At 68.8% G+C, this 22,518-nt stretch carries 20 protein-coding genes; 6 read left to right on the forward strand and 14 right to left on the reverse strand.

Translation table 11 applies throughout. From position 1 onward, the window contains the following. Nucleotides 1-10 precede the first annotated feature (10 nt). The 13 genes from ACIA58_RS37130 to ACIA58_RS37190 all read right to left on the reverse strand — a co-directional run bounded on the left by ACIA58_RS37130 (nucleotide 11) and on the right by ACIA58_RS37190 (nucleotide 12,111). Nucleotides 11-688, reverse strand: coding sequence for a DUF1707 domain-containing protein (locus ACIA58_RS37130; protein WP_396408535.1), 678 nt, complete (start codon nucleotides 686-688; stop codon nucleotides 11-13). A 63-nt stretch (nucleotides 689-751) separates the two neighbouring features. Beyond that, nucleotides 752-1,957, reverse strand: coding sequence for an MFS transporter (locus ACIA58_RS37135; protein WP_396408536.1), 1,206 nt, complete (start codon nucleotides 1,955-1,957; stop codon nucleotides 752-754). Continuing rightward, nucleotides 1,954-2,751, reverse strand: a complete 798-nt coding sequence (locus tag ACIA58_RS37140) for a Rossmann-like domain-containing protein (RefSeq protein ID WP_396408537.1) — start codon at nucleotides 2,749-2,751, stop codon at nucleotides 1,954-1,956. The genes ACIA58_RS37135 and ACIA58_RS37140 overlap by 4 nt, the downstream gene beginning before the upstream one ends. Then, complete coding sequence (locus tag ACIA58_RS37145; protein ID WP_396408538.1) at nucleotides 2,748-3,803, reverse strand: pyridoxal-phosphate dependent enzyme; 1,056 nt, start codon at nucleotides 3,801-3,803, stop codon at nucleotides 2,748-2,750. The genes ACIA58_RS37140 and ACIA58_RS37145 overlap by 4 nt, the downstream gene beginning before the upstream one ends. Then, the gene (locus ACIA58_RS37150; protein WP_396408539.1) at nucleotides 3,800-5,332 is read right to left on the reverse strand and encodes an ABC transporter ATP-binding protein; all 1,533 of its coding nucleotides are present in this window, start codon (nucleotides 5,330-5,332) and stop codon (nucleotides 3,800-3,802) included. Before ACIA58_RS37150 ends, ACIA58_RS37145 begins: the two co-directional genes overlap by 4 nt. After that, the gene (locus ACIA58_RS37155; RefSeq protein WP_396408540.1) at nucleotides 5,329-6,171 is read right to left on the reverse strand and encodes an ABC transporter permease; all 843 of its coding nucleotides are present in this window, start codon (nucleotides 6,169-6,171) and stop codon (nucleotides 5,329-5,331) included. Before ACIA58_RS37155 ends, ACIA58_RS37150 begins: the two co-directional genes overlap by 4 nt. Then, entirely contained in the window at nucleotides 6,168-7,106 is a 939-nt protein-coding gene (locus ACIA58_RS37160; RefSeq protein ID WP_396408541.1) for an ABC transporter permease, read from the reverse strand. Before ACIA58_RS37160 ends, ACIA58_RS37155 begins: the two co-directional genes overlap by 4 nt. Then, complete coding sequence (locus ACIA58_RS37165; RefSeq protein WP_396408542.1) at nucleotides 7,107-8,633, reverse strand: ABC transporter substrate-binding protein; 1,527 nt, start codon at nucleotides 8,631-8,633, stop codon at nucleotides 7,107-7,109. Nucleotides 8,634-8,744: 111 nt separating this feature from the next. Continuing rightward, a complete protein-coding gene (locus ACIA58_RS37170) occupies nucleotides 8,745-9,227 on the reverse strand; it encodes a MarR family winged helix-turn-helix transcriptional regulator (RefSeq protein ID WP_396408543.1) in 483 nt (160 codons plus the stop codon). A gap of 44 nt (nucleotides 9,228-9,271) precedes the next feature. Then, nucleotides 9,272-10,303, reverse strand: a complete 1,032-nt coding sequence (locus ACIA58_RS37175; RefSeq protein WP_396408544.1) for a copper resistance D family protein — start codon at nucleotides 10,301-10,303, stop codon at nucleotides 9,272-9,274. Next, a complete protein-coding gene (locus ACIA58_RS37180) occupies nucleotides 10,303-10,815 on the reverse strand; it encodes a copper resistance protein CopC (protein ID WP_396408545.1) in 513 nt (170 codons plus the stop codon). The genes ACIA58_RS37175 and ACIA58_RS37180 overlap by 1 nt, the downstream gene beginning before the upstream one ends. Nucleotides 10,816-10,817: 2 nt before the next feature. After that, the gene (locus ACIA58_RS37185) at nucleotides 10,818-11,513 is read right to left on the reverse strand and encodes a YcnI family protein (RefSeq protein WP_396408546.1); all 696 of its coding nucleotides are present in this window, start codon (nucleotides 11,511-11,513) and stop codon (nucleotides 10,818-10,820) included. A gap of 46 nt (nucleotides 11,514-11,559) precedes the next feature. Continuing rightward, the gene (locus ACIA58_RS37190; RefSeq protein WP_396408547.1) at nucleotides 11,560-12,111 is read right to left on the reverse strand and encodes a hypothetical protein; all 552 of its coding nucleotides are present in this window, start codon (nucleotides 12,109-12,111) and stop codon (nucleotides 11,560-11,562) included. 168 nt (nucleotides 12,112-12,279) lie between these two features. Here ACIA58_RS37190 and ACIA58_RS37195 point away from each other — a divergent pair, with 168 nt between their 5' ends. The 6 genes from ACIA58_RS37195 (at nucleotide 12,280) to proS (ending at nucleotide 18,986) form a co-directional block, all read left to right on the forward strand. After that, entirely contained in the window at nucleotides 12,280-12,804 is a 525-nt protein-coding gene (locus tag ACIA58_RS37195; RefSeq protein ID WP_396408548.1) for a SigE family RNA polymerase sigma factor, read from the forward strand. Between the two features lies 1 nt (nucleotide 12,805). Next, nucleotides 12,806-13,579 carry a hypothetical protein gene (locus ACIA58_RS37200; protein WP_396408549.1) on the forward strand — a complete coding sequence of 258 codons (774 nt, stop codon included), beginning with the start codon at nucleotides 12,806-12,808 and terminating at the stop codon, nucleotides 13,577-13,579. A gap of 20 nt (nucleotides 13,580-13,599) precedes the next feature. Beyond that, a complete protein-coding gene (locus ACIA58_RS37205; RefSeq protein ID WP_396408550.1) occupies nucleotides 13,600-14,424 on the forward strand; it encodes an ROK family protein in 825 nt (274 codons plus the stop codon). 51 nt (nucleotides 14,425-14,475) lie between these two features. Further along, nucleotides 14,476-15,165: a pentapeptide repeat-containing protein gene (locus ACIA58_RS37210; RefSeq protein WP_396408551.1), complete on the forward strand. Its 690-nt coding sequence runs from the start codon at nucleotides 14,476-14,478 to the stop codon at nucleotides 15,163-15,165. An 86-nt stretch (nucleotides 15,166-15,251) separates the two neighbouring features. Further along, nucleotides 15,252-17,468, forward strand: a complete 2,217-nt coding sequence (locus ACIA58_RS37215) for an NADP-dependent isocitrate dehydrogenase (RefSeq protein ID WP_396408552.1) — start codon at nucleotides 15,252-15,254, stop codon at nucleotides 17,466-17,468. Nucleotides 17,469-17,573: 105 nt separating this feature from the next. After that, nucleotides 17,574-18,986 (forward strand): proline--tRNA ligase, encoded by a 1,413-nt coding sequence (gene proS / locus ACIA58_RS37220; protein WP_396408553.1) that lies wholly within the window; start codon nucleotides 17,574-17,576, stop codon nucleotides 18,984-18,986. Here the strand turns inward: proS and ACIA58_RS37225 are convergent. Continuing rightward, the gene (locus ACIA58_RS37225) at nucleotides 18,983-22,474 is read right to left on the reverse strand and encodes a discoidin domain-containing protein (RefSeq protein ID WP_396408554.1); all 3,492 of its coding nucleotides are present in this window, start codon (nucleotides 22,472-22,474) and stop codon (nucleotides 18,983-18,985) included. The genes proS and ACIA58_RS37225 overlap by 4 nt on opposite strands. Nucleotides 22,475-22,518 lie beyond the last annotated feature (44 nt).

Below are 22,518 nucleotides of genomic sequence, written 5' to 3' on the forward strand. Positions count from 1 at the left end.
CGCACGCGCATTAGTGCAGCTCGTGGTGCCCCTTGCCCTTGTGATTCTTGCCGTGCCGCTTGGCCGAGGACTGGCCGCCGACGCCGCCGAACAGCGCGAGGCCCTTCACCACGACGGTAGGCGCGTTCGGGTCCGGGTCGTCGCTGCCGCGGGCGCCGAAGCCGCCGAAGATGCCGACGCCCTCGTTGCGGAGCGTGACGCCCTCGGGGACGGTGATGTCGATGCCGCCGAACACGGCGAACGCCCAGATCGTCACCTCGCGGCCCTCGAAGACCGCGTTCGTCATGTCCAGATCGTGCCCGCCGAACACCGCGAACGCGTTCGTACGCCGCTTCACCCGCCAGCGGCCGGTCCGCTCGCCGCCGCCGAAGATCGCCACCATCGTGTCGAAGCTCTGGCTCGGGTCGGCCGGCTCCTCGATCGGCACCGGGCTGTTCGACACCGACGGCTGCGTCACGGGCAGCGGCACCGGCTGAGCCTGACCCGGTACGACGAGGTCGCGGGTGATCGGCTCGAGCTCGCCCAGCGTCCTGGCCTGCAACGTCTGCTCGAGGCGCTCGGCGTGCTCGTCCTGCGACAACCGGCCCGACATCAGGGCGTCCCGCAGTACGTCGACGACCTGGTCACGATCGGTGTCGGACGCCCGCAGGTGCGCGTGCGGGTGCGGGCGGTCGGGCAGATTCTCCATAACACGGAACGATATATCGAGAACGGCTCGGTGAGGACTCCGGCAAATCCCCGATCCTGACCCTTACTGCCGGCGTTGAACTCTGAGGGCACACAGCATCGCGACGAGCGTGATCGAGGCGAAGGCGAGCGCCGTACCGGGGTACCCGCCGAGGCCCAGGCCCAGCCCGCCGATCGCGGCGCCGAGGAATGTGCCGAGGCTCATCCCGGCCGCGTTGACGCTCAGCGCGGAGCCCCGCAGGTCGCCGCTGCGGCGTACCAGCAGAGTCATGACGCAGGCCGCGACGGTTGCGTGGCCGGCGCCCATGAGCGCGGTGAGCAGCAGCGTGAGCGGCAGGGTCGGCGAGAAGTAGAACGCCGCGACCGCGATCAGGGCGACGGTGATGCCGCCGAGCAGCAGTTTCTCGGGGCTGATCCACGCGCGGTCGGTGGCGAGATAACGCCCCGCGAAGAGATTGCCGAGGAAGAACGACGCACCGCTCAGCGACCACACGAGCGCGAACCAGCCCGGAGGCAGGTCGAACTTGTCGTCGTAGAACGCGGCGAGGTACGCCAGGTACCCCATGAAGGCTGCCGTCCGGAGCATGGCGACCGCGAGCAGCGGGAGCGCGCCGGGGACACGGGCCAGCTCTCGGTACGTCGTCAGGTAGCTCATCCGCGCGTTCTTGCCAAGTGGAGCCTTGCGCCCACGGCCGCGCCAGAAGAAGGCCGCGGACAGCGCCAATGAGATCGCCGAGGCGGCGAGCAGGTTGCCCCGCCAGCCCCAGATCAGCCCCGGACCGGCCAGCACCGGCGCGGCCAGCATCGCCATCGCCGAAGTCGTGGCGGACACCAGCGTCGCCGCGCGGGCGGCGGCCGCAGGCGATCGGAACCGGTCCGCCGCCGCGGCCCCGATCGACGGCGCCAGGACCGACGTCGAGGTGCCGATCAACAGACAGAACGCGGCCAGCGCGAAGACATTGCCCACGGCACCCAACGCGGCCGAGATCCCCAGCAGGGCAAGGCCGCCGGCAGCTACCAACTCCCTGGCCATCCGATCCATCAACGGCGCCAGCAACACTCCCACCGCCAAGGCCGCGAGTCCTCCCAATCCGCGAAACCCGCCGATCTCCGCCACGCTGCCACCCGCGGTATCCGCGATCGGCACCAGATACATCCCGAACACGGTGAACGGGATCAGTCCCACCGCGGAGGCAAGCAGAAACGGCCACAACCGCTTGGCCATCCGGAGATCTCCGGGTACTTCGGTCGAGCGTGCGAGCGTGGTCATCGATCCGTCCGGTAGCGGTAGAGGCTGCTCGGGCGGGAGCTGAACTGAGAGAAGGGGAACGGTTCGGCCGACAGCGCGGTGACGCCGTCGCCGAGGAACGCGCGGGCCACGGCGCTGCCGGTCTGGGCGTAGATCGCCAGCGGCTTCGTTTGCTCGCGGCAACGAGTGAGGAGTACGTCGAAGCTGCCGTTGGACAGCGTCATGCCGGTGGCGACGACCGCGTCCGCCGCGTCGATCACCTCGGTCATGTCGCGGGACACCGGCAGACCCGACGCCGTCTCGCGCAGGTTGAAGTCGCACGGCAGGCAGATCCCGCCGCGCGCCGTGATCGCGTCGACGAGCGGGTTGACCACCCCGATCAGCGCGACTTTAGTGCCGTCAGCAACATCCAGGAGACCGGCGACCGCGGCATCGCGGGCGCGCGCCCGGACGTCCGGAGTACCGGCCGGGAGGACGATCTCCTCGGCCTGCCCGGACGTGTGGTGAGGCTCGACCGCGGCCAAGTAGGCGTCGAGCGCCGCGATCCGCACCGGGAGCGGATCGTCGGATGTGAGTACGTCGGCCAGCGTCCGGCCCGAGGTGTCCGCGCAGTACGACGGGTCCAACTCCCCTGCCTCGAAGGAACAGGCGCCGAAGGCCTCCCCCACGCGGAGCAGCACGTAGTAGTTCCGGTAGGTGACATCCGCGCCCGGCAGCCGGGTGGTGTGATGCAGCCAGAAGGCGCTGGTGACGTTGAAGTCCGCCGGTGAAGGAGAACCAGCGAGAACTGCTGCGGTGAGGTCAGCAACGGTCATGGCAGATCGGCCAGCCTTTCGGGGTTGCGGTGAGCCTGCGCCGACTCCCGGCGGTCCCAAGACATCGCCGACCACGGCACGGAGAGCTCCGCCAGCGAGTCGATCTCGCGCGGCCGCATCGACGCCATCGGCCGCGCCTCGGCATGCCGGGCAAAAGCGGACTCGACGTACCGCGTACCGGTGTCCGCGGCCAGGAACACGTGCCTGCGGCCACGGTCACAGCTGTGCTCCCACAGCGCCGACAGGTACGCCGCACCCGCCGACAAGCCCGCGAACACGCCCGACGTCCGGAGCAGGTCGACGGCGGCCGACATCGCATAGTCGAACGAGACCCAGTGCAGCCGGTCGTACAGCTCGTGCCGCACGTTCCGGAACTCGATCGAGCTCCCGATTCCCGCGATGATCATTTCCGGGTCCTGCGTGTGTCCGGCCCCGAACGTCACGCTCCCGAACGGCTGCACCCCGACCAGGTTCACGTCCCGCCCACGCTCGCGCAGGTACGCCGCGATCGCGCCGGTCGAGGCGCCCGTACCGACGCCGCCGACCAGGCAGAGCGCTCCGTCCGGCACCACCTCGGCCACGAGATCCGCGACCGCGCGGTACCCGAGGTAGTGGATGTCGTCGTGGTACTGCTGCATCCAGTGGTATGTCGGGTTGGCGCGCAGGATCTCCCCGATCCGGCGGACGCGGAGGTTCTGGTCGAGCTGGAGGTTGGTGGACGACGGGACCTGTTCTACGGTCGCGCCGAGGATCTCGAGCTGGATCTTCAGGGTCCGGTCGACCGTGGTCGAGCCGACGATGTGGCAGTTCATCCCGTACCGGTGGCAGGCGAGTGCGAGCGCGTGCGCGTAGATCCCGCTCGAGCTGTCGATCAGCGTGTCACCGCGCCGTACCCGTCCGGTCTCGAGCAGGTGGCGGACGGCGCCGAGGGCGGAGTACACCTTCATGGTCTCGAACCGCAGACAGATCAGGTCGTCCCCTGACGAGGACCGGACGCGGATCGGATCGGGATCCTTGATGGCCTCCGCCAGGTGGTCGTGCAGTCGCGTCATCGGCGCGGTTCGCTCCTTGGGTCAGATCCTGTATCGAGGGTCAGCACGGGCGGAGTGTGCGGGTTGCCGATCCGGGCGGCTGCGACCAGCCGGCGGGTCAGTTCGTGGTGTGGTTCGGTGGTGAGGGTCGAGGGCGGGCCCTGCTCGACCACGCGGCCCGCGTCGAGGACCAGGACCTGATCCGCGGCGGCCGCGACCAGGCCGACGTCGTGCCCGATCCAGATCAGCGCCGTACCGCGGGCCTTCAGTTCGCCCAGCAGGTCGAGGACGAGCGCCGTACCGCGGTCGTCGAGGGCGGTGGTGATCTCGTCGCAGATGAGTACGTCGGGGTTCGCGAGCACGGCCCGGGCGAGGGCGGCGCGTTGGAGCTCGCCGCCGGAGAGCCGGCTCGGCGGGCGGCCCGCTGTGATCGCGGCGACGCCGAGTCTCGCGAGGGTGGCCTGTGCTTCTTCTCGGGCTTGCTGTACTGGGAGGCCGCGGAGGCGTTGCGCCGTACGGGCGACCTGCTGGTCGACTGGACGGCGTTCGTCGAAGGAGCCGCGCACTTCCTGCCAGACGTACTGGACGCGGCGGTTCTGTTCGCGGGTGCGATTGCGCAGCACCGGGAGCGGCTCACCGTCGAGGAGGATGCGGCCGGTATGGCGTTCGTGCAGGCCGGCGAGACAGCGGGCGAGGGTCGTCTTACCGCTGCCCGAGCGGCCGACGACCCCGAGGCAGGCGCCGGCGCGGACTCTCAGCTCGACGTCACGCAGTACGACGTCGCGGCCGCGGGGCCGCAGCGAAGCAGACAGGCTCATTGCCTCTAGCAACGGATGCCCGGCTGCCGAGGTTCCCGTGGTGGGCAGGTCGGGCGACGGCGGGAGTACATCGGCGACCACTCGGCCCGCGTCCAGAACCACGACCCGGGTCGCCAGCGCCCGCACCAGGTCGAGATCGTGACTGAGCAGTAAGATCCCCAGGCCGGTCGCAGTCAAGTCACGCAGCTCCTGGACCAACTGCAGGCGGGTGATCGAGTCGAGACCGGTACTTGGCTCGTCGAGGACCAGCACCCGCGGTCTGCACGTCAAGGCCTGTGCCAGCGCGATCCGCTGCCGCTGTCCGCCAGAAAACTGATGCGGAAACCTCTTCAGACTCGCCCGGTCGCCCGGCAACTGCGCTGCGCGGACAGCCTCCCCGACATCGCCGTCGTGAAGCTTCGCGAGCTCGCGCAACGTCGTACCGATCCTCCGGGCCGGATTGAGGGCGCTGCCTGGATGTTGCGGCATGTACGCAACCACCCGCCCACGCACGTCGGCCGGCGTCGGCCCGTTGCTGTCGACAACAACCTCACCGCCGACCTCGACCCGCCCATCGAGCCGTACGCCGTCACCGTGCTCGCCCAGCAACGCCAATGCTGACGTCGTCTTACCGGTCCCGGAGGCGCCGACGAGCGCCGTCACCTCACCCGCGACAACCTCGAACGACACGCCGTCGACGAGAATCGCCGACCCCGCCGTAGCCCTCAGGTTGTCGACTCGCGCCACCGTCATGCGGTCACAACCTGCCGAGACCTGTGCACGAGACGATCGGCCAGCAGGTTGAAGCCCAGGGTGAACGAGACGAGGAGGAGCGCCGGCGCCAGCACCGACCACGGCTGGAGCAGTAGTCCTTCGCGGTTGCGGGACACACTGACTGCCCAGTCCGGTGCCGTCGGACTGAGCCCCAGGCCGAGGAAGTTGACCGAGGCAACCAGGAAGACCGCGAGCGTGATCCGCGTGCCGAGGTCCGCAGCCACCGGGCCGAGCACCGAACGTCCGATGTAGCCGATCTGGATCGCGAACCACGACTCGCGCTGCATGCGCAACGCCTCGACCACCGGCCCACTCGCGGCATCCAGCGCCGCCGCCCGAACCAGCCGCGCGACCGTCGGCACGTTGGTCATCGCGACCGCAACCGTGATCGCCATCGCGGACGCCCGCCAGCCAACCGCGACGACGCTGATCACGAGCAACGACGGCAACGGCAGCAGTACGTCGAGCGGCCGCATCAAACCTTCGTCCAACCACCGATGCCGAGTCGACGCCGCCACCAGCCCGACGACTCCACCCACCACGTACGCCAACACCACCGCGCCGAGCGCCATCCCCAGGGCGGTCCGCCCACCCACCAGCAACAGTCCGAACACGTCCCGCCCGAGTCCGTCCGTCCCCAACAGTCCCTCTGGCGAGTACGGCAGTCCGTCCCGCGTGCTGTGCGGCAGGAAAGGACCGAAGATCGCGACCGCCAACGGCACGACCAGCAAACCCACGGACACACCCACCGCGACCCGCCGGGCAACCGCGCGGCGGCGAGGCCGCCGGGACGGACCGGCCTCCTCCCCCGTCCTCATCGGAGGAGGGCCGTTCGGGGGACCAGGCGGTTGCAGACGAGATCTGCGGTCAGATTGATGAGGAGCGCCGCGACGGCCAGGACCAGCGTCAGGCCCTGGACGGTAGGGATGTCTCGCGTCTCGACGCCGTCAACCAGCGCGGTGGCGAAGCCGGGGATGGCGAAGATGGCCTCTACGACCAGGACCCCGCCCAGCAGCGTGTCACCCGTCCGGGCCAGTTCCTGGACGCCTGGTACGGCAGCGTTCGGCAGGACATGACGGAGCAAGAGCTGCCGTCGCGGCACCCCGAGCCGTCGCGCCTGTACGACGTACTCGGCCTGCAGGGCGTTGATCGTGCCGGCCCGGACCTGGCGCGACAGCAGGCAAACCGTCCGGCCGAGGAGAACTGCGACCGGCAGGACCAACAGCGCCGGCGACGCCAGCAGATCCCCGCCGATCCAGGTAGCAGGCAACCAGCCGAGTCGCAGCGAGAAGATCGCGACCAGCACAACCGCGACAACGAAGTCCGGGATAGCCGACAACGCCAATGTGACCGACGTGATCGCACGGTCGATCCGCCCGTTCTCCCCGGTGCCCATCACGATGCCCAGGGCAACAGCCAGCGGGACCACCACCGCGAGGGTCGCCAAGGTCAGCACCAACGTCGCACCGATCGACGACCGCACGATGTCGGCCACCGGTCCCCCGCTGATCAGCGACGTACCCAGGTCACCCGTCAGTACATTCCCCAACCAGTGCAGGAACCGCTCCAGCGCCGGCTGATCCAGCCCGAGCTCACCCCGCAACCGCGCAACCTGCTCCGGAGTCAGCGTCTCCGTGAACCGCATCTCCGCCGCATCCCCCGGCAGCAACGACGTCAGGACGAACACCAGCACCGAGAGCGCCGCCAGCTGAACGACAGCGAGCAGCGCCCGCTGTACGGCGTACGACCCCATTCAGGCCAGCCACACCTTGTCGAACCGCCCCTGGTCCAGCGTGTTCGGCGGCACCGCCTGCACACCCTGCACCTTGGCCGACACCGCGACCAGATAGTCCGGCAGGCCCCACGCAAGGATCCCGCCCTCGTCCCGCAACGTCTTCTGCAGTACGCCGTACCGGGTCGACCGCTCCTCCTCCGACGTCACCGCCCGGGCCGCCGCGAACCCGGCGTCGAACGCCGGCCGCCGCCAATGCGTCACGTTGAACGGCGAATGCGACAGCAACCGGTCGGTGATGTACTGCGGGATCGGCATCGCGCCCGACCGATGGTTGCCAATGGCACCCTTCGTCAACAGGTCCTTCGCGTACGTCTGCGGACTACCCGTCGTCACCTTCAACCGCACGCCCGCCTCCGCGACCTGCTCGGCGAACAACGTCGCCGCCTCCACGAACCCGGCCGAGGCATCAGCGGTGAAGATCTCGATCTCCTTCCCCACCAGCCCGGCCTTCGTCAGCAACGCCTTCGCCCGATCGACGTCCCTCCCGGGCGCGGGCAGATCGGCCGGGTAGTACTGATATCCCTTGCCGAAAAGGTCGTTCCCCACCTCACCGCGCCCCGCGAGTACGACGTCCACCAGCCGCTGCCGATCCGCGAGCAGCTTGAACGCGAGCCGCACCTCCGGGTTGTCGAACGGCGGCCGATCGACCTTCATCACGAACGCCTGCATCGTGCTGGCCTTCGCGGCGACGACCCGCACCGTCTTCCCGGCCGTCCGCGCGAACGTCGCGGTCATGTCGTTCGCGTACTCCGTCTGCCCGCCCTGTACTGCGTTCGCGCGCGCCTCGGAGTCGGCGGAGAGGATGTGCAACTCGTCGATCCGCGCCGGCTCGTCCCAATACTCGTCGTACTGCGAGGCGACCATCGAGCGCCCTGCCTCGAAGGAGACGAACCGAAACGCGCCGGTGCCGATCGGCCGAGTCGGATCGTTGAACCCGTCCCGCACGATCTGCGTCCCGATGCCCGCGAGCAGGGCCGGGAACTCCGCATTCGGCGCGGTCAGCACCAGCTCGACCGTTGTCGGGTTGATCGCCTGGCTGCGCTTGAGATCCAGCGTCGCGAGCGACGACTGCGCGACCCGCTCCGGGACCGCCGGGTCGGCGATCCGGGCGAGGCTGAACAGCACGTCCTCGGCGACCAGCTTCGCGCCGTCGTGGAAGCTCGCATCGCGCAGGCTGAACCGCCAGGTCGTCGCCGTCCCGTCGTGCTCCCACTGCGACGCCAGCCGCGGCACCGGCTTCAGATCGGGCCCGAGCTCGACCAGTTTCTCGTAGATCGCCTTGTGCCGCGCGATGTCCACGAACAGGCTCTGCACGTGCGGATCGAGCACTTCCTTCGCCCCACCCCCGGCGTACACGGCCCGCAACCGCCCGCCCTGCTTGGGCTGCGCCGCCGCTTCACCGTCCGCCCCACACCCGGCCACCGCAGCCAGCCCGGCGGCGCCGGCCACCCCCAGGAACCCACGCCTGCTCAACGCCTCGGACACGCGCCACATCCTCACCTTAGTGAAAACGATTGTCAAATCCAGCGCGCATCTGAACGAGACGCCATCATTCTTCCGAGGCCGCTCCCCGATCGCTCTCCGTGACGGCGTGTCCTACTCGTCGCAGTCCGGGTTCGGGCAGGTGTCCGGGAGGTCGGCGGCGATGCGGTCGAGGAGGGTGGTGAGTTGGGCCTGCTCGGCGGGGGTGAGGCGGTTGAAGAAGTACGTGCGGATCGCGTCGACGTGGTCCGGGGCGGCGGCGTCGATGGCTTTGCGGCCGAGTTCGGTGAGGCGGACCATCGAGCCGCGGGCGTCGGCGGCGCATTCCTCGCGGCAGACCAGGCCACGTTTCTCCATCCGGCTGACCTGGTGGGACAGGCGGCTGCGTTCCCAGCCGACGGAGCGGCCCAGGTCGCGGGTGCGGAGTACGCCGTCCTCGGCTTCGGACAATGGGTGAAGCAGGGCGTAGTCGGCGCCGGACAGGCCCGAATTGCCGATCATCCGCGCCTCGAGCGCGCGCATCAGCTCACGGTGCGTGTCCCGGTACGACTGCCAGAGTCGCGCCTCACGCTCATCGAGCCATTGCGGTTCCGTCATACAGCAAGTGTACGGATATCTGTTGACATGTCATCGAGTGCGCGTTAGGGCGTGCGCGAGAGGGCTACCGCGAGGCCGATGGTGCCGGCCATGACGAGCAGCTCGAGTACGGCGAGCCGGCGGAAGGCGACCGGATCACCCGACTCCAGCTGCGGCAACGTGGTCTGGCGGTGCAACTGCCCGATGATCACCAGCGTCGCGAACGCGAGCGTCTTCCCCAGCACGAGCGCGCCGTACCCGCTGGTGACCCACTGCGTGATCAGGCCCCAGCCCTCCTGCCTGCCGCTGAGGTGGATCTCGGCCGTCAGCAGGCCGGTCACGCCCATCGTCACCGCGCACACCAGAGCAAGGGTGCTGAAGATCTCGACGGCCTGACGCGAACGCGAATACCGCAGTACTGCGCCCAACCCGCCGACCCACACCGTCGCCGCGACAACATGTACGACGAGCGAGGTCGTCGCGAGGACGGACCACACGTTCGTCCGGTCGAGGGCGCCATGCCCGGTAAGAAGCGGTCCGATCAGCGCGGCAACCGTGAGTACGGCGGCAACCCGCGCACCACGCAACGTCTTCGTACCACTCAGCACGACAGCCAGCACCGCACTGAGTACGACGGCTGCCGCCAACGCCCGCACCTGCGTCAATTGGCCGGCCGGCTCCGCATGCTCGGCAAGGTGTGAGAGCGGGATGCCGAGGATCACGGTCGCCGTCGCGATCAGGCCGCCGATGCTCGCCACCGCCCAGATCCCTGCCGCCAACGCCGCGTCCTGGCAGGCCCGGATCGCTTTGCTGCCAAGCTTCCCGCCGTCCGCGGGGAGGAACAGCAGCACCGCCAGGACCGCTCCACCGGTCACCACCGCGGACGCATCGGCGACGATCCGCAGTACCGGAACTGCCCACGACACCCCGAGCCCGGCGCCGAGCAGTCCGTCCTCCGCCCGCTTCGGCGCCCCGCCCGCCGCGTCGAGCGCCGCCACCATCACGACGATGCCAGCGGCAACCATCCCGAGGATGACCCAACCGGCCCGCCCCCGCGGCTGGGCGGGAGCGTCCGTAGGCGGCAGGGACTTGCTCATCAGGCGGCCGGGCGGCGGCGGACGATGACGATCGCGAGGGCCACGACGACCAGCATCACCAGGCACATCGCGACGATGGTGACGGTGTTGGAGCTGCCGCTGTCCTGCGAGGACGCCGGTGTGCCGGCCGGCTGGGTCGCGGGATGACCGGCATGCGTGACGGTGAAGGACCCGGAGATCGAGATCGGGTGCCCGTCGGCCGAGACGATCCGCGCCTCGACCTGGTACCGGCCGGCCTCGACCATCGCGCCGACCGGCTGGGTGACCGTGTTGTCGACCACCTCGGCGTCGCCGTTCGCGACGTTCGTACCGCTCGGCGCCTTGACCTGCACCTGCGTCCCGTTGGCGCCGATCGGCTCGTTGAAGGTCAGGATCACCTTCGTCGGCGGCGCGGCCATCGACGAACCGTCCGTCGGCGTCATCGACTCGAGTTTGGCGTGCGCCGCCGCCACGCCGGTGGAAGCCACCAGCGTGAACAGCGACGCAACCAGTAGGGCGATCAATCTACGCACGACTACTGCTTCTCCGTCGAGGCCGGTGCCGCAGCGGCACGACGCGGCCGCAACCCGAAGGCCAGACCGAGCAACCCGACCAGCAGACCAGCGCCGCCGAGCCAGCGCGCCAACGTGTCCGTCGAATCCGTGGACGTCGTCGCCGCCACCGGCGTGATGGCGGCTGCGAGCTTCAGCGTCGGCGCCGGGTGCTCAGGCTCGTCCGCACCGTCCTTGGCGACCTCGGACCACTTCACCACCTCGCCGTCGCTGTACGTCTGGACGGCGGGGAAGCTGAGCGAATCGACGTTGTCGGGCAGCTTGCCGACCGACAACGCGAACTCGTCGAAGTCGTTCGGCGGGATGCCGCCGGCGGTCGCGGTCCAGGTGATCGTGGTGATCGCCTTGGTCAGCGTGACATCGCCGACCTTGACCGTCGCGGGCAACTTCTCCTCCTTCTTCTCCACCTTCCAGCCATCCTTCACCTGCGCACCGACATGCGCGAACGGATGGTCCGTGGGCAGCGACACGACCAGCTTGGTGGTGCTGGTGTTGTCGGACTCGGTCGGTACGCGGAACACGAGCTTGGCGTACCCACCGGGCTTGGCGTCCGGCGAGGACACCGTGACGTGCGCGGACGCCGACGTCGCGGCGCCGATCACGACCAGCGCGGACGCCGCGGCGATCGCGCCGGCGCGCAGGACGAATCTCTTGGGCATGAGAGAACCTTTCAAGGCATACGAGTAATCCGGCCCGTGGGCCGGTTCAGACAGCAGGGATCACTCGTACGCCGGGAGGTCCGCGGCGGGAGACGTTCGACTCGCGCCAGGCCGCTCGGAGTGGGACAGGGGACGACACGACGACCAAAGTGCGGGTGTACAGCCGCACCGGACGCAGGACCGGCAACTGCGGCAGGAGCCGCGCGAAGATGCGCACGACGCGCGAGACCCAGCGCTGCGCCTGGCTGACCGCGAGTACCCCTGCCAGCAGGACCGACAAGTGCGTAGCGGTCATCACCAGGCTGCTGCCGACACCGGGCGACATCGCCATGCCGTCATGGCCGTCATGGCCCTCGTGCATGCTCGCCGAGTCCAGCGTCACGTGCACGAACAGCTGCACCGCCGCCAGCACGAGTGCCGTCAGCAACCGCTCCCCGGCCAGGTACTCACCCAGCAGCCAGCAAACCCCGGCCAACGCCGCCAGCGGAGGTACGACGCCGAGCGGTACGGACCCGCCCCCGACGAGCACGTGACCGACTACCGCCACCGCGACGCTCAGCGCCGCGACCACGGACGTGGTCCTGCTCTCGGTCGGCATACCCATCCCCTCGCACCAGTCACTCTACGGACAGGAATGGGTCCGGGTTCCCCGGGTGACCCGCAGACCGTCGACCATGAGATGAGTCACGGAAGAATCTTGCCGGATCGGTGCAACCAGGGGGCGGGCCCACCACGTTTGACCCGGCATGACTGGGGAGAGCTGCGGGTGAGACCGGAGACCGAGCGGGACTACGTCGAGTTCGTCACGCATCACGCCAACGCTCTGTGCCGGACCGCTTACCTGCTGTGCGGAGACTGGCGCCGCGCCGAGGACGCGACCCAGGAGGCTCTCATCCGGCTGTACCGCGTCTGGGGCCGGATCCAGCGCAAGGGCGCGATCGCGGCGTACGCGCGGAAGGTCGTGGTCTCGACCACCCTGGACGCGCTGCGCCGCAAGTCCAGCCAGGAGGTCGTCGGCGGTGACGACTACTTCGCCAACGAGACCGAGCGCGCCGACCCACTCGGCGTACTCGAGGACCGCCTCGTGATCACCAAGGCCCTCGCCCAACTGCCGCCCCGCCAGCGCGCCTGCGTCGTACTGCGGTACTTCGACGAGCTGTCCATCGAGGAGACAGCCGCCGCCCTCGATTGCCGCCCAGGGACGGTGAAGAGCCAGACGTTGCGCGCACTGGAGAAGCTGCGCACGCACCCGGCCCTCGCCGAGCTTTCCAACCTGGCTGTGAGGCGTTGAGATGACAACTGAACTGAAGACCTTGCTGGACCAGGCCGCCGACCGTCCCGCGACGTTCACTCCGGACGTGGCAGACCTGGTCGCCGCCGGACGGCACCGTACGCGGGTCCGCCGCGCTGTGTTCTCGGCCGCGACAGCTGCCACCGCGGCGACCGCCGTCATCGCCGTACTGCTCGTAGGCCATCTCGGCAACGCGGAGACCGCACCCCAGCCGGCGACCACAGCCCAGCCGAAGATGGTCACCGATCTGTGCGCCAAGTCCGACGACTTCTTCCGGACCGCGAACGACGACGCCTGGCGCCGGCAGGTAGTGAGCAATTGGACCGACAAGGTCGTCGAGGTGACCGACGCCGACGGCGCGATGACGGTACGACGCTCGCCGGACGGATCGCAGTACGCGTACTGCGTGGCCGGCGTACCGATCTTCGGCCAGCCACTGGGCGGTTTCGGCTCGACGCTCCTCAATGTCGGCATCGTCACGCGCGCGTACCAGATCCAGCGCTACTGGAGCACGGGATGCGGCGATCATCCGGTCGATCGGGAGAACCGGACGATGTGGTGCGGGGGCATGCGGTACAGCTACGCGGGCCGGGTGCCGGAGGGAGTCACCCGGATCGCGTTCTCGGGCCTCGGCCAGCACGCGGACGCCACGATCAAGGACGGCTACTGGGTCCACCGCGTGTACACCGACGACATCCGCAACGGGAACGACGACCCGATGTACATCACCATGTACGACGGCTCCGGGAAGCAGGTGTTCAAGGAGCGGTACTGACTCTTTGCGATGATGTCCGGATGGACGTAGCGGTGCTGGAGATCGGGGGAAGTCACGTCACGGCGGCCGTGGTGCGCCCTGCGACGTGGGACGTGACCGAGGTGGACCGGGCCAAGCTCGAGTCCCAGGCGGCCGCGGAGGTGGTGGTCGGGCAACTCGCGCACGCCGCCCGGAAGTTGCCGCTGGCAAACGGTCTGGCGATCGCGCTGCCCGGTCCGTTCGACTTCGGTACGGGCGTGGCGTGGTACCGCGGGCAGGGCAAGTTCGACCAGCTGTACGGGTTCAACCTCGGTGCCGCGCTCAGCGCCGAGCTCGGGATCGACCGGCTCCTGTTCATGAACGACGCGGAGGCGTTCACGGTCGGTGAGTGGACGGCGGGCGGGGTCCGCGGCGTCGAGCGCTGCCTCGGCGTCACGATCGGCACCGGCATCGGTACGGCGTTCCTCGCCGACGGCCGGGTGGTCCGCGAGGGCGACACGGTCCCGCCGGGCGGCGAGCTCTACAAGACGACGTACGCCGGGAAGCCGCTCGAGGACTCGATCTCCGCCCGCGCGATCCTGCGTGCGTACCCCAAGCAGGTCCCAGGCGTGAAGGAGATCGCCGACCTTGCCCGCGCCGGCGACACGACCGCGCAGGAAGTCCTGGTCACAGCCTTCACCCACCTGTCCGCCGCCCTGACCCCGTGGCTCGAACGCTTCGGGGTGACCCACACCGTCCTGGGCGGCTCGATCTCAGGAGCCTTCGACCTCGTGCAGTCGTCCCTCGATTTCCCGGCCTCGGCCACGAAGGACACCGAGCATTCCGCGCTGATCGGCGCCGCAGCCCACTACCTCCGCAGCGCGTGACGGATCCCCAGGCATCCGCAGTTTGTCGGTCGGGGTGGGTACGTTGGCGCCATGGCACCCCGGAAGTCCGCTACGACGATCGCCGCGCCGCGTCTGCGGTCCCAGCTCGATTCCGGGTCACCCACGCCCGACGCCATCGACGACGAGGAGCGGTTGCTCGATCTGGCGCTGGAGGATGTGGATCTCAGTGACCTGGAGGCCGAGCACGTCGAGATCAGCGGCTGCCGGCTGACCCGGTGCAAGCTGGCCGGGTCCGATCTGGAGAAGTTGATCCTGGTCGACACCGAGCTGGCCCAGTGCGACATCGCGAACGCGCGCTGGTCCGACGTGTCGCTGACCCGGGTGGCGGTCGCGGCGTCCCGGATGATCGGCTTCGCCGGTCCCGGGGCGAACCTCCAGCACGTGACGATCCGCGACAGCGTGCTCGACTTCGCGTCGTTCCGGTTCTCGAAGTTCCAGAAGGTCGAGCTGACCGACTGCCGGCTGCAGAACGCCGACTTCGTCTCCGCGGACCTGACCGGGGCGGTATTCCGGAGCTGCGACCTGTCCGGCGTGGAGTTCTCCCAGGTCAAGGCCGCCAAGGCGGTTTTCGTTGACTGCACCTGGGAGGGCGCGAAGGGCCTGGCCTCGCTGGCCGGGGCGACGGTCGCGGCGGCATCCCCGATCGACACGTTGGCGTTCACCAGCGCGGTGACCACGGCGAGCGGTATCACACTTGCCCACCCCGACGAGCTCGACTGACTGATCTCCGCAGGCGAGCCCTGCACGAGGCGTGAGCCTGCCCACGCCGGGGACGGTCCGGCCGGCAGGCCCATTAGGGTGGGGCTGTGACTGACTCGACGATCATCTACACCCACACCGACGAGGCTCCGGCGCTCGCCACGTACTCGTTCCTCCCTGTCGTCCAGGCGTACGCCGGCCAGGCCGGTGTCGGAGTGGAGACCCGGGACATCTCACTGGCCGGCCGGATCCTGGCCGTCTTCCCGGAATACCTCAAGGACAACCAGCGGATCGCGGACGCGCTGACCGAGCTCGGCGAGCTGGCCAAGACGCCCGAGGCGAACATCATCAAGCTGCCGAACGTCTCGGCCTCGATCCCGCAGCTGAAGGCCGCGGTCGCCGAGCTCCAGTCCCAGGGCTACGCCCTGCCGGAGTACCCGGACGAGCCGAAGACCGACGAGGAGCGGGAGATCCAGGCCCGCTACGACAAGATCAAGGGCTCCGCGGTGAACCCGGTGCTGCGCGAGGGCAACTCCGACCGCCGCGCGCCCGCCTCGGTGAAGAACTACGCCAAGACCCACCCGCACCGCATGGGCGCCTGGTCCCCGGAGTCGAAGACCAACGTCGCGACGATGGACACCGACGACTTCCGCGCCACCGAGAAGTCGGCCGTGCTCGAGGGCGACGACGTACTGCGGATCGAGCTGGTCGGCGACGACGGCACCACCACCGTGCTGCGCGAGTCGATCCCGGTGCTCACCGGTGAGGTCGTCGACGCGTCGGTGCTGCACGTGGCCGCGCTGCGCGAGTTCCTGACCGCGCAGGTCGCCCGGGCCAAGGCCGAGGACGTGCTGTTCTCGGTGCACCTGAAGGCCACGATGATGAAGGTGTCCGACCCGATCGTCTTCGGCCACGTCGTCCGCGCCTTCTTCCCGGAGACGTTCGCGCAGTACGGCGACGTCCTCGCCAAGGCCGGCCTGACCCCGAACGACGGGCTCGGCGGCATCCTGCACGGCATCGCGACCCTGCCCGAGGGCGCCGAGATCAAGGCCTCCTTCGACGCCGAGCTGGCCGACGGCCCCAAGCTCGCGATGGTCGACTCGGACAAGGGCATCACCAACCTGCACGTCCCGTCGGACGTGATCGTGGACGCGTCGATGCCGGCCATGATCCGGACGTCGGGGCACATGTGGGGTCCGGACGGCGAGGAGCACGACACCCTGGCCGTGCTGCCGGACCACAGCTACTCCGGGATCTACCAGGCGGTCCTCGACGACTGCCGCGCGAACGGCGCGTTCGACCCGGCCACGATGGGCTCCGTGCCGAACGTCGGCCTGATGGCGCAGAAGGCCGAGGAGTACGGCTCGCACGACAAGACCTTCGAGATCCAGACCACCGGCACCGTCCGACTCGTGAACACCGCCGGTGAGGTCGTCCTCGAGCAGGCTGTGTCGGCCGGTGACATCTTCCGCGCCTGCCAGACCAAGGACGCGCCGATCCAGGACTGGGTCAAGCTGGCCGTCAACCGGGCCCGGGCCACCGGCGACCCGGCGGTGTTCTGGCTGGACGAGACCCGGGCGCACGACGCTCAGATCATCGCGAAGGTGCAGACGTACCTGTTCGAGCACGACACCGAGGGCCTGGACATCCGCATCCTCGCGCCGGTGGACGCGATCAAGTTCTCGCTGGAGCGGATCCGCCGCGGCGAGAACACGATCTCGGTGACGGGCAACGTACTGCGTGACTACCTGACCGACCTGTTCCCGATCCTCGAGCTCGGCACCTCGGCGAAGATGCTGTCGATCGTGCCGCTGATGGCCGGCGGCGGGCTGTTCGAGACCGGTGCGGGTGGTTCGGCGCCGAAGCACGTGCAGCAGCTGGTCAAGGAGAACTACCTGCGCTGGGACAGCCTCGGTGAGTTCTTCGCGCTGGCCGCGAGCTTCGAGCACCTGGCCCAGGCAACCGGCAACGCCCGCGCGCAGATCCTGGCCGACACGCTGGACCGCGCGACCGCGACGTTCCTGAACGAGGACAAGTCGCCCACCCGCCGAGTCGGCGGAATCGACAACCGCGGCAGCCACTTCTACCTGTCCCTCTACTGGGCCCAAGAGCTGGCCACCCAAACCGAAGACCCGGCCCTGGCCAAGTCCTTCGCCCCCCTCGCCGACTCCCTCACCACCAACGAACAAACCATCATCACCGAGCTCCTGGCAGTCCAGGGCAGCCCCGTAGACCTTGGCGGCTACTACCAGCCAGACCCCACCAAGGCAGCCGCCGTCATGCGCCCGTCAAAGACCTGGAACGAGGCCCTCGCCTCGCTCTGACCGTCTGCCTCCAGCTCCCGGTGCCCGTCAGGGCGCCGGGAGCTGTGCTTGTAGACCCGGGAAATGCGTCGCCGCAAGGGATTTCTAGTTCTTAGACTGGCGGGCATGACTACGACCCGTTCCGTGCTTGCCTCGCAGGCTGCGGATTTCCCCCGATGGTTCCAGGATGTGATTGCCAAAGCCGAGCTCGCCGACAACGGGCCCGTGCGGGGGACCATGGTCGTACGACCGTATGGCTACGGGATCTGGGAACTGTTGCAAGAGGCAATGAACCGCCGCATCAAATCCACCGGCGCGGCGAACGCCTACTTCCCCCTCCTGATCCCCGAGAGCTACCTCCAACGCGAGGCCGAACACGTCGAGGGCTTCAGCCCCGAGCTGGCCGTGGTGACCCATGCCGGCGGCAAGCAACTCGAAGAGCCCGCCGTCGTCCGCCCCACCTCGGAAACCGTCATCGGCGAGTACATGGCCAAGTGGATCCAGAGCTACCGCGACCTCCCCCTCCTCCTCAACCAATGGGCCAACGCGGTCCGCTGGGAGCTCCGCCCCCGCCTGTTCCTGCGCACCACCGAATTCCTCTGGCAGGAAGGCCACACCGCCCACGCCACCTTCGAGGACGCCCGCGCGTACGCCACCCGGATCCTGTACGACGTCTACCGCGACGTCATGGTCAACGTCCTCGCGATCCCGGTCACCGCCGGCCGCAAGACCCGCCGCGAACGCTTCGCCGGCGCGATCAACACGATGACCCTCGAAGCGATGACCGGAGACGGCAAAGCCCTGCAGATGTGCACGTCCCACGAGCTCGGCCAGAACTTCGCCCGCGTCTTCGACATCGACTACCTGTCGAGCGACGGTCAACGCGAACTCGCCTGGACCACCTCCTGGGGCAGCACCACCCGCATGGTCGGCGGCCTCATCATGGTGCACGGTGACGACGCCGGCCTTCGCATCCCGCCGGCAGTCGCCCCGATCCAGGTCGTCGTACTCGCAGTAAGAGACGAAACGATCGAGGCTGCTCAACGCATCGCCGAAGACCTCGAGGCCGCCGGCCTGCGGGTCAGGGTCGACGACCGCACCGACCAGCCGTTCGGCCGCCGCGCGGTCAACTGGGAGCTCAAGGGCATCCCGGTCCGCGTCGAGCTCGGCCCCCGCGACCTGGCTGCCAACGTGGCAACCGTCGTACGACGCCTCCGCGACTCCACCAAGACCGCGGTCAACCTCGCCGACCTGACATCAACCATCGTCGACGCGATCGCCATCGACCAAGCCCACCTGCTCGATGAAGCGACAGCTCGGCACGCGGCTCGCAGTACCAAGGTGTCGACGGTCGACGAGGCTGTGGAGGCGGCCGCGACAGGCTGGGCCAGCCTGCCGTACACCGCCGTCGGTGAAGAGGGAGAGGACCGGCTGGCCGAGTCCGGCATGACGGTCCGCTGCCTCCAGCGCCCGGACGGCACGCTCCCGCTCGACGACACCGAGCCCGACCTGATCGCGTACGTCGCCCGCTCCTACTAGTTGTTGTAGGGCTCGGCCTCCAGCTTCAGTCCGGAGGCCGAGCCCGGCGTGGTGACCGTGATTGTGCGCGTCTCACCCGGCAGCAACCAGAAGTAGTTGTCGGAGTACGTCGTCGGCAGCACTCGCTCCCCCGCCCGATCCCGCAGCGACAACCGCACCAACGCCGCGACCACCTTCCCGGTATTGCGGACCGTCGCGCTCTTGCCGCTCGACCGCACCTCTAAACGGGCCTTGGGCAACTCGTTCAGTTCCTGCAGGTCCGCCGGCTTCCGGTAGCGCCAGTAGGTGTTCTCGGACAACTGGCCATCGGCGCTGGTCAGCGTCAGCCTGAGCAGATGAAGGTCCGGCAGCTCGGTTCCGAATGCCACCGCGAAACTGTCCTGTTTGTTGCTCCCATCAACTGTTACGGCTGCCGTGTCGGTGGCAAGCCGGTTGCCCTGGAGGTCGTAGAGGTCGGCCTGAACGGTGGCGGTGACGGGGTGGCGGGTGTGGTTGACGACGACGGTGGTCCAGTCGGCCTGGTTGGCCTGGACATGGATCGCCTCGCAGCCCTTGCGGGCGCCGTAGTAGCTGCCGTTCACGTCGAGGTCGTAGTCGTAGGTCTGCCAAACGGTCGAATGCCAGGCCGGATGCGACATCCACAGCAGCAACGCGGATGCATCCGTCCACAGGTGCGCGTTCCAGGCCTCGAACATCGCGCGCATGTTCTCGTAGTTCACGAACTGTGCCTTGCGGGTGAACTCCTCCAGCCCGCCGGACGATCCGAGCCGCTCGTCGACCGCGCCCAGGTATGTGTCCGGCCGCTGGTTCCCGTGCGTCGACCAGTCGTGGTGGTACCACGGCGTACCGATCGGCCACCCCGGATCGCCGTCGCCGACCAGGTTGCGCATGCTCTCGACCACCGGGATCGTCGGCATCCCGATCTCGGTGTGGAAGCCGAAGTTGAACGTGTCGTACGTGTTCGGGTCGAAGTACTTGGCCGGATCGACCCAGTAGTACGGCCCGTGCCCGGAGACGAACCCGGCCGCCGAGTTCGGCAGGTACAGGATCTCGTCGTCCTCCTCCCGGACCGCTGCGGTGATCGCCGCGTCGATCGCGGCCGGCGGATTCTCCTCGTTCGCCCCGCACCAGATCACGATGCAGGGGTGCGTCCGGTACCGAACGATCGTGTCGCGCGCGATCTCGGCGTACCCCGGGAGGTCGTCGGTGAAGGGGCCGGCCTCCCAGAAGTCGTTCCAGACCAGGATCCCGTTCTCGTCGCAGGCCTGGTAGAACTCCTCGCGCGTGCTCGAGCCGATCCAGTTGCGGATCATGGTGAAGTTCATGTCGCGATGCATGCCGATCACCGCGCGCAGCTTCTCCTCGGGCATCCGGCGCAGCAGTTCGTCCCAGCCCCAGTTCCCGCCGCGGCAGAATACCCGCACGCCGTTCACGCTGATCTTCAACGGCACCGGCGCATTGCTGACGTCCTCGACATCGATCCAGTGCTGACCGTCCGGGGAGATCTGGATCGTGAACAGCAGCGCGTACGCCGTCTCCCACAACAGCTCGACCCGGTCGAAGGCCTTCGGAGCCCCCAGATCGACCTGGATCCACTCGTCATCGTCGTACTGCGACGACCATCGCGTCCGATCGTCCCCGTCGATCGCCTGTGCCGCCGGACTCCCGTCGTCGGACGAGGCCGTCGCCGTACCGGCCCTCGCCAGATCCACCGACGGATCAGCACTGTCCTTGATCGCCAACGTCCACAGCGAATACCCCCAGCCGGTCGCGCGCCGGCGCCCTTGAATCCGGACGTACTGCGCCGTCTGCTTGGCGAACGTGACGGTCTGCGCCGCACTGTTCGTCGCCGGGTCGATCACGATCGGCAAGTCGTAGTCGTAGCCGAACTCACGGATCCCGAACGTCGTTGCCCGGCTGTCGCTCACGGTCCCGCCCACGCTCGCGGTCACGGTCAACTCGTGCAAGGTGGGTTCGCCGTACCCGTTCGGCCACCACAGCTCGGGGTTGTCGAATGTCTCCGTAGCCAAGACCACGTCCGTCATGGCCCCGGCCTGCAGGGTGATCGTTCTGGTCGCGGTACGGCCGTAGAAGGAGGCTTTCACCGTGGCCGTCCGGGCAGCCGTCGACGCGTTGCGGACGGGCACCGTGACTGCGACGGTTGCCCGGTCCACGCTCGGGACCTTGGTCACCACGCGCGGATCGCCGACGACCACGTCACCGGTGAAACGCAGGCGGACGTGGTTCCAGATCCCGGCCGCCCGGTCGCGGACGGCGGGCATCCAGTCCCATCCGGAGGCAGCGAGCAACGTCGGCGAGTCGAGGTACAAGGTGGCGGACTGGACGAACGATTGGCCCGTATCGCCTTTGTCGCCGGCAGTTCCGGGATGCGGCATCGGTGCGATCTTCACGGCGAGAGCGTTCTTCGCCTGCAGCGCCGTGGTGACGTCGAAGGCGGCGCGGGCGAACGGATGCTTGAGCGTCCCGACCTGTGTCCCGTTCAGCCAGACGTCGGCCTGATGGTTGACGCCGTCGAACTCGAGCCACACCCGCTGACCACTCGCTGCCGGCCGGTCGAACTTGCGGTGGTACCACCACGCGTGCCGGCTGAGCGCCTCCGGGATCTCGAGGTTGTTCATCCCCTCGACCGGATCCGGCAGATGCCCTTGCTCCACCAGGGATCCGAGCACAGTTCCGGGCACGGTCGCAGGCAGCCAGGTCGACGTGTCCGTGCCCGGTTGCGCGAGTACGCCGCCATCCGCCGTACCGGCGAAATCGTCCATCGTCAGCGTCCAGCCCGACTCGATCGGGAACGTCCCGTCGTCGGCCTTGCGCAGCGCGGGTGCCTTGTCGGTGTGGCGGCCCCAGTCGGTCCAGCCCGTGGCCGGCGGCCGGGACCCCGTCGTGGTGCCGTAGACCTGGAAACCGTTCAAACCAAGGGCATTCGCGTTCGCCTGGCGGGTGCCGGTCAGGCGCACGTACTGCGCGGTGGCGGGACTGTCCAGCGCGATGTCGACCGTACCGCCGGGGCTGTCGGTGGCCTGGTGAACCGTGTGCCAGGACACGCCGTCCGTCGAGGTGTCCACGCGGAAGTCCAGCGGCGAACTGGACAGCAACTCCTGACCGGTCGTGTTCCCGTACGGGTTGCCGCCGGAGAAGTCGAACGCCGGATCCTTCGCCGTCGCCTCGAACGTCAACCGCACCGCGTCCACCCGGCACCGCCCCTGCAGATCCACCACGATCCACTGCGGATCACCGCCGACCGCCCGCCACCCGGAGCCGCGCACCCCCGGCACCGCCAGCCCGTCGACCACGAAGTCCGGCGGCGTCGCGGCGTACGCACTCGACGAGGCCCGCACCGGGCGATACCGCGCGAGATCCGTCGTGGGCGCCGCCGCCTGCGACGGAACCGACGGCAGCGTCAGGCTGGCGAGGAGCCCGCCGCTGGTGGCCAGGAAGGCACGGCGGGACACAGGATCGAGCGACACGAAGGCCTCCCAGGGCGGCGGGATAATTCGGAATTAACAGCCAC

The organism is Kribbella sp. NPDC051586 (genome assembly GCF_044453965.1).
GTDB lineage: Bacteria > Actinomycetota > Actinomycetes > Propionibacteriales > Kribbellaceae > Kribbella.